This is a genomic window from Haloarcula sp. CGMCC 1.6347, from assembly GCF_037078395.1.
Lineage (GTDB): Archaea > Halobacteriota > Halobacteria > Halobacteriales > Haloarculaceae > Haloarcula > Haloarcula amylolytica.
On the sequence record NZ_JAYMGX010000002.1, the window covers coordinates 784,524 to 801,144 of the forward strand.

The 16,621-nt window shown below is 62.6% G+C and carries 20 protein-coding genes; 6 read left to right on the forward strand and 14 right to left on the reverse strand.

Annotated features, from left to right (window positions below; genetic code table 11):
• Positions 1 to 43: 43 nt before the first annotated feature.
• The gene (locus VI340_RS12395) at positions 44 to 1,195 is read right to left on the reverse strand and encodes a PstS family phosphate ABC transporter substrate-binding protein (protein ID WP_008307903.1); all 1,152 of its coding nucleotides are present in this window, start codon (positions 1,193 to 1,195) and stop codon (positions 44 to 46) included.
• A gap of 331 nt (positions 1,196 to 1,526) precedes the next feature.
• On the opposite strand from VI340_RS12395, the gene VI340_RS12400 reads away from it, so the two are divergent.
• Complete coding sequence (locus VI340_RS12400; RefSeq protein WP_008307902.1) at positions 1,527 to 2,531, forward strand: phosphate uptake regulator PhoU; 1,005 nt, start codon at positions 1,527 to 1,529, stop codon at positions 2,529 to 2,531.
• A 43-nt stretch (positions 2,532 to 2,574) separates the two neighbouring features.
• On the opposite strand, the gene VI340_RS12405 is transcribed toward VI340_RS12400, so the two are convergent.
• The 9 genes from VI340_RS12405 to VI340_RS12445 all read right to left on the reverse strand — a co-directional run bounded on the left by VI340_RS12405 (position 2,575) and on the right by VI340_RS12445 (position 10,857).
• Positions 2,575 to 3,360, reverse strand: coding sequence for a DUF7260 family protein (locus tag VI340_RS12405; RefSeq protein WP_008307901.1), 786 nt, complete (start codon positions 3,358 to 3,360; stop codon positions 2,575 to 2,577).
• Positions 3,361 to 3,675: 315 nt separating this feature from the next.
• Positions 3,676 to 4,941, reverse strand: coding sequence for a Fic family protein (locus VI340_RS12410; RefSeq protein ID WP_336328913.1), 1,266 nt, complete (start codon positions 4,939 to 4,941; stop codon positions 3,676 to 3,678).
• A 406-nt stretch (positions 4,942 to 5,347) separates the two neighbouring features.
• Positions 5,348 to 5,734 (reverse strand): rhodanese-like domain-containing protein, encoded by a 387-nt coding sequence (locus VI340_RS12415; RefSeq protein WP_336358451.1) that lies wholly within the window; start codon positions 5,732 to 5,734, stop codon positions 5,348 to 5,350.
• A gap of 38 nt (positions 5,735 to 5,772) precedes the next feature.
• Complete coding sequence (locus VI340_RS12420; RefSeq protein WP_008307898.1) at positions 5,773 to 6,315, reverse strand: NUDIX hydrolase; 543 nt, start codon at positions 6,313 to 6,315, stop codon at positions 5,773 to 5,775.
• On the reverse strand, positions 6,312 to 6,725 hold the full coding sequence (locus VI340_RS12425) for a hypothetical protein (RefSeq protein WP_008307897.1): 414 nt from the start codon (positions 6,723 to 6,725) through the stop codon (positions 6,312 to 6,314). Before VI340_RS12425 ends, VI340_RS12420 begins: the two co-directional genes overlap by 4 nt.
• Entirely contained in the window at positions 6,725 to 7,138 is a 414-nt protein-coding gene (locus tag VI340_RS12430; RefSeq protein ID WP_008307895.1) for a DUF5809 family protein, read from the reverse strand. Before VI340_RS12430 ends, VI340_RS12425 begins: the two co-directional genes overlap by 1 nt.
• Positions 7,139 to 7,161: 23 nt before the next feature.
• A complete protein-coding gene (locus VI340_RS12435) occupies positions 7,162 to 7,644 on the reverse strand; it encodes a DUF5810 domain-containing protein (protein ID WP_336358452.1) in 483 nt (160 codons plus the stop codon).
• A 96-nt stretch (positions 7,645 to 7,740) separates the two neighbouring features.
• Complete coding sequence (gene rimI, locus VI340_RS12440) at positions 7,741 to 8,238, reverse strand: ribosomal protein S18-alanine N-acetyltransferase (RefSeq protein WP_008307891.1); 498 nt, start codon at positions 8,236 to 8,238, stop codon at positions 7,741 to 7,743.
• A gap of 645 nt (positions 8,239 to 8,883) precedes the next feature.
• A complete protein-coding gene (locus VI340_RS12445; RefSeq protein WP_008307889.1) occupies positions 8,884 to 10,857 on the reverse strand; it encodes an aconitate hydratase in 1,974 nt (657 codons plus the stop codon).
• A 161-nt stretch (positions 10,858 to 11,018) separates the two neighbouring features.
• Here VI340_RS12445 and VI340_RS12450 point away from each other — a divergent pair, with 161 nt between their 5' ends.
• The 4 genes from VI340_RS12450 to VI340_RS12465 all read left to right on the forward strand — a co-directional run bounded on the left by VI340_RS12450 (position 11,019) and on the right by VI340_RS12465 (position 13,298).
• Complete coding sequence (locus VI340_RS12450; RefSeq protein ID WP_008307887.1) at positions 11,019 to 11,480, forward strand: deoxyuridine 5'-triphosphate nucleotidohydrolase; 462 nt, start codon at positions 11,019 to 11,021, stop codon at positions 11,478 to 11,480.
• Positions 11,481 to 11,702: 222 nt separating this feature from the next.
• A complete protein-coding gene (locus VI340_RS12455) occupies positions 11,703 to 12,362 on the forward strand; it encodes a helix-turn-helix domain-containing protein (RefSeq protein ID WP_005537411.1) in 660 nt (219 codons plus the stop codon).
• A gap of 223 nt (positions 12,363 to 12,585) precedes the next feature.
• Positions 12,586 to 12,864: a HalOD1 output domain-containing protein gene (locus VI340_RS12460; RefSeq protein ID WP_336329301.1), complete on the forward strand. Its 279-nt coding sequence runs from the start codon at positions 12,586 to 12,588 to the stop codon at positions 12,862 to 12,864.
• A 50-nt stretch (positions 12,865 to 12,914) separates the two neighbouring features.
• Positions 12,915 to 13,298, forward strand: a complete 384-nt coding sequence (locus VI340_RS12465) for a methylglyoxal synthase (RefSeq protein WP_008307882.1) — start codon at positions 12,915 to 12,917, stop codon at positions 13,296 to 13,298.
• 115 nt (positions 13,299 to 13,413) lie between these two features.
• On the opposite strand, the gene queC is transcribed toward VI340_RS12465, so the two are convergent.
• From queC to VI340_RS12485, 4 genes are all read right to left on the reverse strand, one after another.
• On the reverse strand, positions 13,414 to 14,112 hold the full coding sequence (queC, locus tag VI340_RS12470; protein WP_336358453.1) for a 7-cyano-7-deazaguanine synthase QueC: 699 nt from the start codon (positions 14,110 to 14,112) through the stop codon (positions 13,414 to 13,416).
• 24 nt (positions 14,113 to 14,136) lie between these two features.
• A complete protein-coding gene (locus VI340_RS12475; RefSeq protein ID WP_336358454.1) occupies positions 14,137 to 14,919 on the reverse strand; it encodes a 7-carboxy-7-deazaguanine synthase QueE in 783 nt (260 codons plus the stop codon).
• A complete protein-coding gene (locus VI340_RS12480; protein ID WP_008307876.1) occupies positions 14,919 to 15,368 on the reverse strand; it encodes a 6-pyruvoyl trahydropterin synthase family protein in 450 nt (149 codons plus the stop codon). Before VI340_RS12480 ends, VI340_RS12475 begins: the two co-directional genes overlap by 1 nt.
• A 94-nt stretch (positions 15,369 to 15,462) precedes the next feature.
• Entirely contained in the window at positions 15,463 to 15,744 is a 282-nt protein-coding gene (locus VI340_RS12485; protein WP_008307874.1) for a hypothetical protein, read from the reverse strand.
• Between the two features lie 134 nt (positions 15,745 to 15,878).
• On the opposite strand from VI340_RS12485, the gene VI340_RS12490 reads away from it, so the two are divergent.
• A complete protein-coding gene (locus VI340_RS12490) occupies positions 15,879 to 16,568 on the forward strand; it encodes a hypothetical protein (protein WP_336358455.1) in 690 nt (229 codons plus the stop codon).
• Positions 16,569 to 16,621 lie beyond the last annotated feature (53 nt).

Below are 16,621 nucleotides of genomic sequence, written 5' to 3' on the forward strand. Positions count from 1 at the left end.
CGGCACGGTCGATAGTCGTCCGACGACTCTCAGTTGCGGTCGATCACACCTGGTCGGGGAGCTTGGCGCGCTCTTCCTCGCGGCGGCGCGAGCCGAGCTTGAAGTAGTTGTTCGGTGCGACGAAGGTGTCCTGACCGAAGTCGGACAGGATCATGTTGATGACCGCGGCCTCTTTCTCCGAGGTGCCTTCCCAGGTGTACATGTGGAGGTCGCGCGACAGCGGGTACGCCTTCGAGTCGAGACCGTTCTGGTCGTCCTGATAGCTGTAGGTTGTCCCCTCCCATTCCAGCGAGATGGGGGCCAGCCCGTCGGTGTCAATGAACGCCAGCGCGAGGTAGCTGATGGCGTTGTCGGCCTGTGCGATGGCCTGTGCGAGGCGCTGATTCTGCCCGTAGCGGTTGGCAACGGAGGTGTCTTCCTCGGAGTTGCCGAAGACGTTGGAGACGAAGGAAGTTCGCGTTCCGGAGCCTTTGACGCGGGCGAGGACCTGAATCTCACGGTCCGGACCGCCGAGTTCGCTCCAGTTGGTGATTTCGCCCTTGTAGAGCCCCTTGAGCTGGTCGCCGGTGATCTGCTCGACACCGGCATCGGCGATCTCCTGGGAGACGACCAGCGGCTGTCCGTCCACGCCGACGACGTGGTCGACGAACTGCTCGTAGGAGTCGCGGTCGGGCAGTTCGTCCTCGACGTTTCCGGAGGAGTTGCCGAGGTCGTTCTGCCCGTTCATGACCTTCTCGATTCCGGTCCCGGAGTGTGAGAGGCCGACAGTGTACTGGAACGGCGGCCCCTCCTCGCCGCCGGCTTCGAACCCGTACAGGCCGGCCCAGTAGTCGGCGAGGTTCTGGTCCGTGTCGATGTCGTACTCTTCGTGGGGCCAGTACTCGGTGTCGCTGGCCGGTCGGTTCGCGTTCCAGTAGGACGCTGCCGTGTTCGCGATGGGGTACACCGTCGAGGAGCCGCCGGACGAGAGTGCGCTGGTACCGCCGGAGCTACCGCCCTCGTCGGTGCTTTCGGTCGCTTCCATCTCCGTCGACACCGCTTCGGTGTCCGCACTCTCGCCGGAGCTCCCGTCCGACTCGGAGTCGCCGCTACCGCTGGAACAGCCAGCGATCGCAGCGATACCGGTCGCACCTGTCGTTGCGATGAATTTCCGCCGCGATACGAACTCTGACAGCCCGTCTGGGTCGTGCGCCATCACCAGAGTCAAGCAGGACGGCTAATAAGTAACCTGCTAAGATTGCTATATCTATTGGGTTATTACTATATAGATATAGTATGCTAAACAGCCACAAATGGGCAGGCATATATCAGCGAGCACGTCGTCATTGTGCCTTCAGCCCCCCGAATACGCCGCATATGGGCGAGTGGCCGAGTATAGCTTTTTCAGCCGTTTGAACTACCTACACCGGCGAATTTCGTCGCCGAATCGACGGTTATCCGGAGAATATGTCCCCAAATATTAGAGCTTGGATATAGTATATAGATATGAGTGGATTTATATCATCCCGTGAACGAGTGCCAGCCACATGGAGACACGCAAGGTCCAGGTGACAGGCGGGTCGACATACACCGTCTCCCTCCCCAAAGAGTGGGCGACAGAAAACGACGTGAGTGCGGGCAGCGTCGTCGAATTCCACGCCGAGCGGGACCTGCTGTTGCTCGCTCCACAGCGGAACAACGGCCGCGTGGAGGGGAGTCTCGACGTGGAAGGACTCGAAAACAGGCACGAACTCACGCGGGCGGTGATGACGATGTACGTCAGCGGCTTCGACATCATCCAGCTCGAAGCGACGCGGATAACAGCCGAACAGCGACGCATCATCCGCGATGCGACTCAGGGACTGGTCGGTTTAGAGATGATCGAGGAGACGACCGACCGGGTCGTCCTGCAGGACCTGCTGGACTCCTCGGAGCTGTCGGTCCACAACGCGATCACACGAATGCGGCTGGTCTCGCTGACGATGCTCTCCGACGCTGTCGAGGCGCTCATCGAGGACGACGACGACCTCGCGGCGGACGTGATCCAGCGCGACGACGACGTCGACCGCCTCTGGTACATGGTTTCGCGTGTGTTTCGCACCGTCCTCCGAAACCCGACGACAGCTGACGAGATCGGTTTCCCACGCGAGACCGTGTTCGATTTCCAGTCCAGCGCCCGCCAGCTAGAGCGTATCGCCGACCACGCGACCAAGGTCGCCAGCCTCTCCCAGGAAATCGGGGAAATAACTGGGGAAACCGCAGAACTGCTCGATCAGCTGGAAGCCGAGGCTATCGCCGTCCCCGAGACCGCGATGGACGCGCTGTTGACCGAGGACTCCGACGAGGCCGTCGAACTGGCAAACGAGGCCCGGAGCCAGATCCCCGACGTCGACGGAACCGCTCGCGAAGTCGACGGGCAGATCCGCGAGTTCGACCCACAGAGCGCACAGGTACTGGGCCTCATCGTCGACTCCCTGTCCCGGACCGCCGACTACGGCGGCAACATCGCCGAGAGCGCGCTCCAGAAGGCCGCACCGCGACCGCAGTCCTGACGGGTCGTCAATACAGAGAACGACGGACAGCCGTCCTGTGATCTCAACGTGTCGAAACCAGACAGTGACGGCGGTGCCGCCTGATCGTATCGAGGCACGCGAGGATGTCGGCGAGCGCCGGACACGTCGCCGAACAGTCGCCGTAGAGATACCGGACGAGACTGGTCCCGTCGATGCCCGAGATGGCAGCGGCCGACCGGCTGTGTAGCTGTCGCTGGCGGGTCGCTGCTGCCGTCTCACAGTCGGCTTCGATTTCGGCGAGCTGGTCGTCAATAGTGTCGAGTCGGGCTGGGTCGGTCGTTCGCCGTGCGTTCGCACCCAGTGCGGCCCCGCGGCGTTCACAGTCGTCGAGCGTCGCTCGTACCGACTGTAACGACTCCCGTTCGCGTTCGAGCGCCGGGAGCAACGTCTCGCGTTCGTCGCGTGCCCCCTCGCTCGCGGTCAGCAGTGCCTCGTACAGTTTCGGGGTCAAGCGTGTTCCCGTGGCGATCTGCGTGCCGAGTTCCGGCCCGAACTCCATCGACATATTCGCCTCCAGCGAGTCGTCGTACTCGGCCTCGAAGTGTGGCACGGCCATGACCGTCTCCCGGTAGGCTTCCCGGACGGCGCGCAGGCTCGTCTCTGGTTTCGGCTGCCGGGCACTGAGCGCCGACATCCCCCCGGCTGAGGTGTCGACAGTGCCTGCGGATTGTCCCGTCGGTTCGATGGACACGAGTCTGGTCCGAAAGCGCCTGAAAGCCGACAGTTCAGCCTCGATACAGTCAATCTCCCGCTGAACGACGGCGAGCGCCTGCTCGATCTGTGGCTGGCTCGTCTCAGTGTCAGACACGGAGTACTCGACCGAACCGTCAGCTGTCGTCGTATAGGTATTTTATATGTTCGCTATATAGTCGACAGTACCGCTATCGCCGAGCAGCCAACGGGTGGTTCGGGACAAGTTCGGCAGGCCGCGCGACTACTCTTGTTCCAGCGGTTTCGGGAATAGCAGGACGCGGGGAGATCATACCGGGCAGCCATGCTGTCAGATTGTCCGTTCGCATCGTCGTCAGCGGATGCACTTTTGCCACACGGGCAGGTACGGCTCGACGGTGGCGATGACGAGATGTTACCCCCGCTGAGCCTCGGTTTCTAGTAATATATGCGCTTATCGCTCGGGTAGCTTCCACCCCTGCTCGACATCGACAAGTTCGTCGGATTCGGGTAGTTGGTTCACAGGCCGTTCAACGATATCCATGATGTCGGCGGCTCTGAAGACGCGGTTTTGATTGTTTCCGGTTATCTCCTCCACGACGCCATCTGATTCGAGTGTTTCGACAGCATTGTTCGCAGTCTGATACACGACACCAATCCGCTCACTGGCTTCGCGGACGGTAAAATACGGATCTTCGAACAGTGCGAGTGAGAGGTGATGGACAGATTTCGCTGCGTCCGAGTATCGAGACTTGTACTCTTTTCGCTTGTCGACGAGCAGCCTTGCTCGGAGGAACGCCTCTTCTGCCTGCTCTCGGATGCCTCGGAGAAAGAACTGGAGCCATTCGTCCCAGGCGCCCTCTTCACTCACAGCGAGCAACCGATCGGCATACTCGGTGCGGTGTCGTTCGATATACGAACTGAGATAGAGCATTGGGTAGTGGAGTAATCCACTCGAGATGAGCATGAGGACCACGAGCAGTCGTCCCACCCGTCCGTTACCGTCTTTGAACGGATGGATCGTTTCAAACTGATAATGAGCGATTGCGACATCGATTAGATCGGGCCAATCAGAGCCCTGCTGAACGAAACGCTCTAAATCGTCCATCAGCCCCGGAACCATATCTGGCTTCGGCGGAACGAACCGAATCTGCGTCCCGATTCCGTGCGGCCCTTCCTCTTCTATTGCAGTATATCCCGGTCGAAACTCGCCAGGCAATGGTTCGTCGCCATCTGATCTTCCCTTGATCAGTAACTGCTCGTGGAGCGACTTGATGAGTTCTGTCGTGATGCTCTGTCGTTCAATACCCGCGGTCTGGAGAAACGAAATAGCATCGTCGAGAGCGGTGATGTAGTTTCGAGCCTCTCTGACATCGGCTTCGTGGGCACTCTCGACTGTCTCTCTAATCTGGAGTTCGTCGACATCGTATCGGTAGAGATCAGACACAGTCACGGCTGTCCCTTCGACCTGGGACGACTGCTCAGCCTCCTTGTAGACAAACGAACTGAACACAGCGCCGGGATTGTCGATCTCACTGCCGAGTCCCTCTAGTCTGCCGAGGGACCACATCGCTCTCGAGACTTCCGCAACAACGGCATCCGAGAGTTCCAGTGTCGGAGGCAGTTTATCCGGGAAGTACGCCTTCGAGAGATGTTCATCGGTCCGGAGTGGCATGTACTGCCCGGGTGCAGTTGAAGGGAGATCGTATCCGTCTCTCATTGCACATGCTTGAACCCCATTTGATTAAAAATTTCTGTGTATTATTAGAATTGCAATTGTGCTTGAGAGAGCGTATGACAATATCCACCTGAAAATTTGGATTGTGTGGTGCTAAATCACGACTATTGCAGTCCAAGCCGATATCGATGGTATCAGTTCAGTCTTGTCCGAGGGAACACGTCGGTCCCCACGCCGACGCCAGTCGGGGCCTGTTTCGTTAGCTCGGACAGTATCCAAGGCTATGCAACGAGAAATAAATCACGCAATCGATACCACACCAGGAACGGACTGCTTTTCAGCCCCGGCCTGCTACGGAACAACGGTGGCGATGACGAAATGTTACCCCCGCTGAGCCCCTTGTGACGATGGACTTTTCCTGAGCCACCATTTCGACTCCAAACAGCGGCTAAAACGGTGCAGCAGGGCCTTCGTCGGTGTCTCCGTCGGCAGTCGTACTGTCCGACATCGTCTCTCCGCCAGCGTTCTCGCGCTCCAGCGGTCCGTCCCAGCCGTTCAGCCCGGGTTCGAAGCTTACCACGTCGCCATCGAACCCTTCGTACGACGCGATGAGCCGGGCGGCCTGCACGCTTGACTTTCCTTTCGGACACACTGTCACGACCTCGTCGTCGCCTTCGAACCGTTCGACCTCATCGACGAGCGACGGGAACGGGATATTCTCGCTCTCCGGGATGTGACCTCGTTCGAACGCACCCGGGGACCGGATGTCGACCACTCGGACCGTCCCGTCTTCGAGTTTCGACCGCAGCTCGTCGGCGTCGATTTCGCCGTCCATATCCAGCCGCTAGCGGGCGATACCTAAACCTTCACCGGCTACAGCAAACCGTCAGCCTGTGCCAGCAGGATACCTTCGATGGTTGCGTCGTTGGCCGGTTCGCGCCGGGCGACCTGCAGCGCCTCGTCGATGGGTACCGTCGTCACCGAGAGGAACTCGTTGTCGTCGAGTTCCCGGTCGACGGGTTCGAGCCCCTCGGCGAAGACGATGCCTCGGCGATGGCGGAGCACGCCGGTCGAACACGAGAACTCCTCGATAAGTGAAACGCCGGCGGCCTCGAAGCCGGTCTCCTCGCGGAGTTCGCGCGCGCCGGCGGCCGTGTAGGACTCGTCGTCCTCGACGATTCCGGCCGGGAGTTCGAGACACTGCTCGCGGATGGTCGGGCGGTACTGGTCGACCATGACGAGTTCGTCGCCGGTCGTGGCGACCACGACCGCTGCATCGGGCAGTTCAGCCCAGTAGTAGTCCTTCTCGGAGCCGTCGGGCTGGCGAACCCGGTCGTAGCCGCCGGTGTACCAGCCGGTCTCGTACTCGCGTTCGCTCTCGACGATTGGCCACTCGTGGGCCGGTTCGCGGGTCATACGTCCTGTCGGACCGCGACGTGGTAAAACGTGCCGTTGTGCCTGACGACGACGCCGTCGTCGGTCACGGCCCCGTCGTACTGCTGGCGGAGCGCATCGCGTTCGTCGAAGGGCGAGTGGGTGAACGCGCCCTTGAATCCCAGCGGTCCGCGCCAGTACGGCTCTGACTGCCCGGTCGCCGACGGGGATGCGTCAGCCAGCGCCGCGCTCGTGTACGGGAAGCGTCGCTCGGACTGGGTGCTCCAGTTGATCGCCGTGCCGTTGTCGACGCTATACTCGCCGTCGGTGGGCGTGGCGACAGTGTAGTAGGGGTCCCCGCTCTTGAGGAGGCCCGGCAGCGCACCCAGCGCCAGCAACAGGATGACGACGGCGATGATGCCGAGCAGGGTGTTCCGTGTGACCGGGCGCATCAGACGACCTCGCGGTAGATGCGACCGAAGGCCTGGCGACGGAGCGTCCCGACGGCGGCCCGGCGTTCGTCCTGAAACGTCGCCGCGACGGCTTGCTCTGCGAAGGGCGCGGCGTGCCAGACGACGTTGTCGACGTTCTCCGCGCCGACCAGTGTCACCTCGCAGTCGGTGTCTTCGCGCCACTCCTCGAACTCCGCCATCGACCCGACCTGGACCGCGAGCGATTCCGCGAACAACACGTCGCGGGCGGTTTCGACCACCTCGCTGGTGACCCGCTCCTCGTAGGTCTCCGCGTCGAGACCCATCGCCTTCGCGACTTCCTTGACGACGACCTGCGCCGTCGGCCCGAACGCGTCGTAGCGCTCGCGGGCCTCGGCTGCCGATGCCGGCGCGAACTGCCCCTCAGTGTCCATACGTCCCCTTGCCGCCGGCGGGACTATTCGGTTTCGTCTCCGGACTCGCCGGCGTCGTCGTCAGCGTCGAACGCCGACGCGTCGCTGTCAGCGGCGTCCGCGTCGGTTTCGTCGTCGCTGTCGCGCAACATCTCCCGCGTCAGGTCTCGCGCCTCGGCTAGCACCTCGCTGTCGTGGTCGCTGAGCGCGTTCGACCCCCGGTGTTGGTCCGCGCCCTGCGGGAGGTCGTCGTGGTCGTGGCCTGTGCCGTGGTCATGTTCATGACTGTGCCCGTCGCCGCTACGGTCGACGGTGTCCTCGAACACCTGCGGGAACTCCGTCTCCTCGGCGTACTCGACGACCACGGTGGACAGTTCGTCTTCTCCGAGTTGGCCCCAGTCGGGGACGCGCTCGTCGAGCCACGCCTCGTGGTCGTCGCCGCCGGTCATCGCCGTGAACGCGAGGTGGTTCGCCAGATGCACGTCGTCGGCTTGCGGGTCGTCACACACTGGACAGGCGTATCCCATCGGTGTACGAACCGAGGACACGGAGCCGTATATGCGGTCGGGATCTCAGAGAGATGCGCGGCCCGGGGATGTAGCTGCTACGGCCAGAGACCACACTTACAGCAGCCGGACCATCACGAGCGCGTCCTCGCCGTTGCTGTAGTAGTTCGGAATGGTCTTCCGGTGTTCGAACCCGAAGCGCCGGTAGAGCCGTCGCGCTCCCTCGTTGTCGGCTCGGACTTCCAGTTTTATCGACCCGGCACCCGTCTCGCCGATGACCTCCATCGCGCGCCGCAACAGCGCGCTCGCAACCCCCTGCCGACGGTACGCCGGCCGAACGGCGAGATCCTTGATGTGGCCCAGCGGGGTCCCGTGGTTCGGCACTGTATCCGCGATGACGTAGCCCGCGACAGCAGGCGGGTCGCCGTCGTCGTTGCCGGTCTCGGCGACGAGAAATCCCGCTTCGTCGAGGTAGCTCTCCAGCGCCGAAAACGGCCACGGCTGTGGAAACGACGCCTGTTCGATGCGGTGGATCTCGATGAGATCCGCGCGGACGGCGCGCCGAACCGCTGGCGTATCCGGCGTCTCCGGCCCGTCAGGAGCGACCGTTGTCACATGTGTACTTCGGTGTGGCCCTACATATGTGTTACCGCCGACCGAAGATACCCTGGTATCTGACTGTTTGTCGATAGGTGCTGATAGTTCATGCATCGATAGGGCCAAGACAGAGTTAGAACGCCGGAAGGTTCTTTAGTCTGACGAGTCTACGTGTAATTGCACCCGTTTTGGGTGCCACCACCCCCACCCCCACCCCTCTTTCCGAACTTTTCCATCGCTGCCGAGTTGTACTAGATGTAGGTTCTGTCAGAACCGACTGCACACGCCGGGGAAGCGACAGCAGTCACAGAAGGGCACGATGGGTCTGGCACTGTCGCGAGGCAGACTTCGTATATCGCCGTTGACCTGAGACAGCCGTGGTACTAAGCCTGGTTTCACTGCCGGAAAAATCACGGTCGAGGGGCAACCCACTGTCTCACGGCGCGAAGCGCCGTTCGCACAAACCGAGCGTCTTCGCTATTCCGGCTTCACTGCTCACAAAAAAACCGCGTTCGCAAGGCGACCGCGCGACGCTCGGAATCGCTCTGCTCGCGGGACCTGCGGTCCCGCTCCCAATACGAGGTTTCTGCGAAACCTCGCGTGTCTCACGGCGCGACGCGCCGTTCGACCCGCAAGAGACTCCTCACTACGTTCGGAGTCTCTCTAGTCGTCTGCAGGTGCAGCGCCGCCTTCGTCGTGCTGCTGTTTCGTGTGCGAGAGCTTGCCACCGGCGGCGAGGATCTCGCGTTCGCGCTCGGAGGCGTCGAGCTGGCCGGTCGCTTCCCAGTCGTCGTTCACGCGGATGGTGAACTCTTCCTGGCCGGAGCGGACGGCTTCGGCAGCGTCGTCGACGACCTCGATGTCGTCGCCTTCCTCGATCTTCTCGTAGGTCTCCTCGTCGATGGTGAGCGGGACGATACCGAAGTTGAACAGGTTCGCCTTGTGGATGCGGGCGAAGCTCTGTGCGAGGACGGTCTCGATACCCAGATACATCGGGCACAGGGCCGCGTGTTCGCGCGAGGACCCCTGACCGTAGTTCTCGCCAGCGACGAGCACGCCGCCGTCGGCTTCGAGTGCGCGCTCCGCGAACGTGTCGTCGACGCGCGAGAGCGTGAACTCGGAGAGCTTCGGGACGTTCGACCGGTACATCAGGATGTCCTGCGTGGCCGGGATGATGTGGTCCGTCGTGATGTTGTCCTCCATCTTCAGGAGGGCTTCACCGCCGACTTCGGTCTCCAGCGGGTCCTTCAGCGGCACATCGCCGATGTTCGGGCCCTTGATGAGTTCGTCGTCGACGGCCTGGTCGGGCGCGATGAGGTCCGACTCGGAGTTGCCGATGTACTGGTCGGGCATCTCCAGACCGGGGGCGTCGAGGTCGCCGAGTTCGTCGGCGAGGTCCCGCGGGTCGACGATTTCGCCTTTGATGGCCGCCGCGGTGGCGACTTCCGGCGAACAGAGGTAGACGTTGTCGTCCTCGATCCCGGAACGACCCTCGAAGTTGCGGTTGAAGGTCCGCAGCGAGACGGAGTCGGAGGCCGGGACGTGGCCGATGCCGATACAGGCACCACACGTCGCCTCGGAGAAGTTGACGCCAGCGGCCATCATCTCCGCGGTCCAGCCCTCGCGGGCCAGCATCTCGGAGGCCTGCTTGGAGCCGGGGGCGACGATCATCTCGGTCTTCTTGTCGATGTTGCGCCCTTCCAGCATCTTCGCGGCCGGGAGGATGTCCTCGTAAGCGCCGTTCGTACAGGAGCCGATCATGACCTGCTCGACGTCGACGCCCTCGACTTCGCTGACGGGGACGACGTTGTCGGGCATCGACGGCTCGGCGATGAGCGGTTCGAGGTCCGAGAGGTCGACGACGATCTCGTCGGCGTACTCGGCGTCCTCATCGGGGCCGATGTCCTCGAAGACGTCCTCGCGGCCGAGGCGTTCGAGGTAGTCCTTGGTCTGGTCGTCCGTCGGGAAGATCGAGGAGGTGGCACCGAGTTCGGTCCCCATGTTGGTGATGGTGGTCCGCTCGGGGACGGTCAGCGTCTCGACGCCCGGGCCGGTGTATTCGAGCACCTTGCCGACGCCGCCCTTGACCGAAAGCCGGCGGAGCAGCTCCAAGATGACGTCCTTGGCGGTGGCCCATTCGGGCAGTTCGCCTTCGAGGCGGACGTTGACGACTTCCGGCATCTCGATGTAGTACGCGCCGCCACCCATCGCGACGGCGACGTCGAGCCCACCGGACCCAATGGCGAGTTCGCCGAGACCGCCGGGGGTCGGCGTATGGGAGTCGGACCCGAGCATCGTCTTGCCGGGTGCCGCGAAGTTCTCCTTGTGGACGTTGTGACAGATACCGTTACCGGGGCGTGAGAAATGGGCCCCGAACGTGCCTGCCGCAGAGCGGAGGAAGCGGTGGTCGTCGGTGTTCTTGAAGTCGAACTGGTAGGTCTGGTGGTCACAGTACTGGGCGGCCAGTTCCGTCTGGACCTCTTCGAGGCCCAGCGCTTCGAACTGCAGCCAGACGAGCGTCCCGGTCGTGTCCTGTGTCAGCACCTGATCGATCTCGATACCGATCTCTTCTCCGGGTGTTAGCTCCCCTTCGACGAGATGGTCGTCGAGAATTTTTTCCGTAAGCGTCTGTCCCATAACGTGCGTCAATGGATGGCGCGGCGGTATAAATCCCGCGTATTCCGTCGTATTTTTCATATAAAAACCCGCTCCGTCCGTCGCTCAGAAGCGAGTCAACCGACCGGAGGGCGATCAGCCAGATCGGCAGGTCTTTCCACGACACTCGCACAGAGTCGCGTATGTTCAAAAGCGGGCGGTTCGTCGCCGATGCCCTCGGCGACCTGAGAGAATCGCAGGTACAACCGAACGGCGTCGACCTCACGCTCGGTGCGATCTACGAGCAGAGCGAGCCGGGACGCATCGAACGCGGCGGCAAGACCGTCGGCGACCGTCAGGAACTCGAACCCAGCGACGGGATCTATCAGCTCGACCGCGGCGGCTACATCGTCGAGTACGCCGACCGGGTCGTCATTCCGGATGGACACATCGGCTTTCTCCTCCCGCGGTCGTCGTTGCTCCGTAATTCGTGTATGCTCGATACGGCTGTCTGGGACGCCGGCTACGAGGGGCGGGGCGAAGGGTTACTGGAGGTCCACCACCCGATCCAACTCGAACAGGGCGCGCGGATCGCACAGCTCGTTCTCGCCGACGCCGCTCACGAGGGGACGTACGAAGGGTCGTATCAGGGTGAGAATCTCTGATGCGTGATCGCGGTCCGAAACACGTCTCATAGCCTGAGACATGGTAGGCCATGCTGTGAATTTAAGTGGATTTCCTGAGTGCTATCGATTGGTGCTTGAAGCAACTATACCCCGGTCCATACTGCCGTCAGCCTTCAGTACCCGGAAATTACACAAGCACCGTTTTCAGGTACGACAACTGTCTGACCGGGGTTTATCACCGTTGCTGCGTGACAGTGAGACATGATAGTAGAATTTCACATCGATGCCCCCCTCTTGCAGCGAACAGCTGAAACGCTGAGTAAAGCAGCGATACGGATACAGCGACTTCACTGCGAGAGTGGCGACTGCCGTGCCGTCGCCTGGATTGGCCCCGTCGAGCGGCCCGCCATCGAAGCGAATCTGGCCCAGGACGAGAGTATCACCGACTATGCCCACGTAGCGGCAGAAGGAGATGGTCACTGGTACACCCTGCATACAACTGACACGATAATCGATACGATCGGAGAAGCGTTGTTGAACGCGGACGGGTTCCTGCTCGGTGCCGCACAGACCGGCGACGACTGGGTGTTTCGAGCCCGGTTCCCCGAGAAGAGTTCGGTGCTGTCGTTCCGTGACGTGCTCGTGTCCAGTGATATCAACATCGACATTCAGACCATCACCGACGACACGGAAGCCTCTCCCCAGTTCGGCGTGACGGATCCACAGCAAGAAGTGCTGTTGCTCGCGCTCAATCGTGGCTACTTCACCGTCCCGCGAGAATCGTCCCTCTCGGACCTCGCCGCGGAGTTGGGGATCTCCAGTCAGGCCGCCTCGGAGCGGCTCCGTCGCGGGACGCGAACGCTGGTGCAGAACACGTTGGCGGCCCCTGAACGGCCGCTTGTCGGCTCACCGCCCGAGTAACCCACGGACGGCTTCCGGTTGGTGGAAAGCGAAGATGGTGGAACGCCGGCCCTCTGTGAGCAGCCGGTCTGGGGGCGATATATTGCCGAATAGCTGCGTTCTGTGTTGTCTGGGCTGACAGTGTGCGGATACGGGCCGTCTGATGCGTCATCGGCCCACCGGTTATTTCAGACAGTGAAATAGCTCGTCCGCTGTTATAAGAGAAGGGAGCGTACACTGGAGTATGAGCTCGAACGAGGGGACCGTGTATATGCTGCGGAACCGGGCCACGGAGGGGTCCGACGACTGGGTCAGCCCCGAACCCGCAGGTGATGTTATTGCCGATGCGGTGATCGAAGCGACAGATCTAGATGCGGACGATATTGACGGGCTGGATACGTACGTCGACATCGGGTCACTCCGTGCGGTCGTCACAGAGAGGACGACGGAGGCGCTGACGTTCGCCGTCGAAGGACACGACGTGACGATTACCGCTGACGGAGAGATTTCCGTCGACAGTTGAGTCGGTGCTATGTCCAAATGACATAAGACGATGGCCCGAGAGCCCCAGATATGACCCGCGTGGCACTCATCGCACACGACGACGAGAAGCCCGAGATGATCGACCTGGCTCAGAGCTATGAATCGACACTCGCGGAGTTCGACCTCGTCGGGACCGGCACGACGAGCAAGCGCATCATGGCCGAGACCGACCTCACAGTCGAGCGAAAGGAGAGCGGACCGATGGGGGGCGACACGCAGATCGGCGCTGAGGTCGCCGAGGGCCGGATGGACGGCATCGTCTTCCTCCGGGACCCGCTGACGGCACAGCCCCACGAGCCGGACATCTCGGCGCTCCTGCGTATCTGTGACGTCCACGACGTACCGCTGGCGACGACGCGAGCCTCAGCGGAGTACATCCTCGAAGGGCTGGTTCGGGACGAAGCCGACGACTAGCCCGCCGGGAACGGGAGACGACCGTCTGCGGTCCGTTTACAGCGGGAGCAAGGCGAAAGCCCACCCCTTCAGGGGTGTGGATGAAGCCGACAACCCGGCAGCTTCGCCTGTAGCCTCACTCCGCGTGCGTCGGTCGTTCGGCGTACTCGATGGGGTCCCGTTCGCCGATACGCTGGAAGGCTTCCAGCCGGAAGGCGCAGGCGTCGCACGTCCCGCAGGCCGGTTCGTCGTCCCGGTAGCAACTCCAGGTGTCCTCGTAGGGAACGCCGAGTTCGACGCCGCGCTCGGCGATGTCGGTCTTGGACCACTCGACGAAGGGCGCGGCGAGGTCGATGTCGGTGTCGGGTTTCGTGCCGGCGTCGATGACGCCCTGAAAGGCGTCGAAGAAGGCGGGCCGGCAGTCCGGATACCCCGAGAAATCCTCGCTGTGTGCGCCGATGAAGACGGCCCCGCAGTCGTTGGCCTCGGCGTAGGAGACCGCCATCGATAGCAGGTTGGCGTTCCGGAACGGAACGTACGAGGTCGGAATCTCGTCGCTGTCGGTGTCGGCGTCCGCCACGTCCATCGAGTCGTCGGTCAGCGACGACGCGCCGATTTGCGTGAGGTGGCCGGTCTCGACGTGGAGGAAGTCCGCCGCGTCGACGTGGTCGGCCAGCGCGCTGGCGCAGTCGTACTCCCGGTCCTCGGTGTTCTGCCCGTAGCTGGTGTGCAGCAGGTACAGGTGGTCGTAGCCGCGGGTCTGTGCTTCGTAGGCCGCCGTGGCGCTGTCCATGCCGCCGGAGGCGAGCACGACAGCGCGGGTGTCGTCGGTCATCGTTGTACGTGGTGTCGCAAGCAGTTACGTTCCCGGTTCGTCGTTCCAGAGGTCGACGTGGAGTCGCGGTGTGTACCGGTAGCCGTACTCCAGCGCGAGGTCCGCAACGGTCTCCCGTGTCGCTTCGAGTTGGTCACGCGTCTGGCCCTCCGGCATCAGTAACACGTCGTCGTCACACACGCGGGCAGACGTAGCGTCTCGGAGTCGCTCGACGAGGCACTCGATTTCGGCCATGTCCTCGCGGCCCGTGACGACGAACTTGAGTTGCGTGTCGTAGGTTTCGACGAGTTCGGCCAGCGTCGGCACGTCGAGCCGGCGCTCCTCGTGGCGGTCCGCCCACTCGCCGTCGCCGTCGGGGTCGCGGTCGGCCGTCGGCGTACTGGAGGCCAGTTTCGGGCTGACGCTGGCGAGGTCGATAGGGGCGTCGGGGACGACGGTCCCGTTGGTCTCGACCGTCGTGTGGTAGCCCCGGTCGGCCAGCCGCTCTAGCAAGTCCGCACTCGAATCGTGGATGAGCGGTTCGCCACCGGTGAGGACGACGTGGTCGGCGTCGTACTCCTCGATAGCGGCGAGCACGTCGTCGACGGTGAACCAGTCGTGGGTCGGCTCCCAGGAGGTGTGATAGGAGTCACAGAACCAACAGCGCAGATTACAGCCGCTGGTCCGGACAAACACGCTCGGGACGCCCGCCAGTCGGCCCTCGCCCTGAAGCGACTGGAACAGTTCGTTGATGGGGAGGTCGCCCGTCTCCGCGTCGGCGTCGGTCCCCTCGATATCGGCCCCGGGCGCGTCGTTTGCGACCGGCATCAGCGGGTACAGAGTTCGCTGGTCTCCCGGACGGAGACGGCCACGTCCGACACCGTCTCCGGGAGGCGGTCGGCGAGGCGCTGTTCCAGTATCGCGGCCATGACTTCGGCTGTCGGCGGGTGGTCAAGCACGACCACGGCGTCGCCGTCGCCGCTGGCGTCGAAGGCCTCAACCAGTGGGTCGCCGGCCTCCAATAGGAAGCGGTGGTCCCACTCGTCGACCACGTCCGTGACCTCGCCCTTGTCGACGACCCACCCCTCGTCGGTTAGTTCGCCGGTGATGCGGACGGTGATTTCGTAGTTGTGTCCGTGCGGGCGCGAACATTTCCCGTCGTGGTGTCGCAGTCGATGCCCCGCAGAGATCCGGATCGGCCGGTCACCACCGACGACGAGTTCGCGTTCGCCCGCGTCGGCGAGCGTGTCCTCGGCCTTCGATAGTCGCTGAGACATACCACGGTATTATCATTCGGTGTCTTAACTCTCACGGGAGCTGGCCCGCCAATGTCTCGATACTACGGAGCCAACAGTAGTTCGATGACCGGTATCAGCAGTCGTCGTCGACGGCCGCAAGTCGTCGGTTCATCGCTCGTAGATACTCGGCGGCAGCGTCGGGATGGTCGGAATCTAGCGCGGTACGCACTTGCTCGCAGCCGTGCAACAACCGCGACCGCAGATCACACTCCGGCAGTTTGTTCCGGCTGACCGTCTCAGCCGTCGCAACTGTCTGTCGGGCCGTATGGTACTCCGCCGCGATAATGGCTGTTTCGCCCTCTTCAGCGAGTTGTGTCAGCACCGCGTGGACGTCGCTGGGCAGGTCTCTGGGCACATCCGCTGTTAGTTATGCACAGTCATAACGCTCGTGTTAGTTGTACAGCGATGGGCGGCGGCCCGTATCGCGAACGACTATCGGCAGCGGACATCGGCGTAAGGGATAGGTCGCTGCAGCCCACAGAGTCGGGTGTGACACGACGTGCCGTCGAACGGGAGTTCGAACGTTACCTCTCGCAGTTCGTCGACGAGACGTACGCAGCCTTCGACGTGGCAGCCGTGCTACGCGGGTCAAACGGGAGCGGAAGCCGCGTTGCGGGCAAACTGCTGAACAACAGCCGCCCGCTGGAGCGCCACGTCGTCCGGCCGAAACTACAGTCCTACCAGCAACAGATACTCGCCCAACTGGAGCCGGTGCTTGATTACGCCGCCACTGACGCGGCGTTCGATACCTATGCTGACGAAGTGCTGGCCCGTGATATCTACTGGAACGCGCTCCGCAACACCGTCCGTGGCGACCGCCGGGACCGGATTCGAGAGACCCTGCTGGCCCGCCAACAGTCGTTCGGTGACGACCTCGCGCCGCTTGTCGCCGCCGACAGCGACGACTTCTGGACCGCCGTCACCGAGTCCTACGAGAAGGAGACGGCGACGGATATCGTCCGGACGCACTTCGAGTTCTCCGTCCCACTGCGGGAGAATCAGAACGCCTTCGCCTTCGAACTCACCATCGACCCCGGCGAGGTGCTGGGCGGTCTGGCACGAGCCCTCCCCACGCTCGACGTCGAGTTCACTGACGAGGCGTTGCGGTCGATGCGACGGGCTGAACAGCAGGTCATTCCGTCGGCGAAGGCTGACGTAGAACAGGCCTACGAGTCATAGACCGGCTCCGCCGCTGGGTGTCGCCTTGCATCGCGCTCGCTACTGACTGGTGT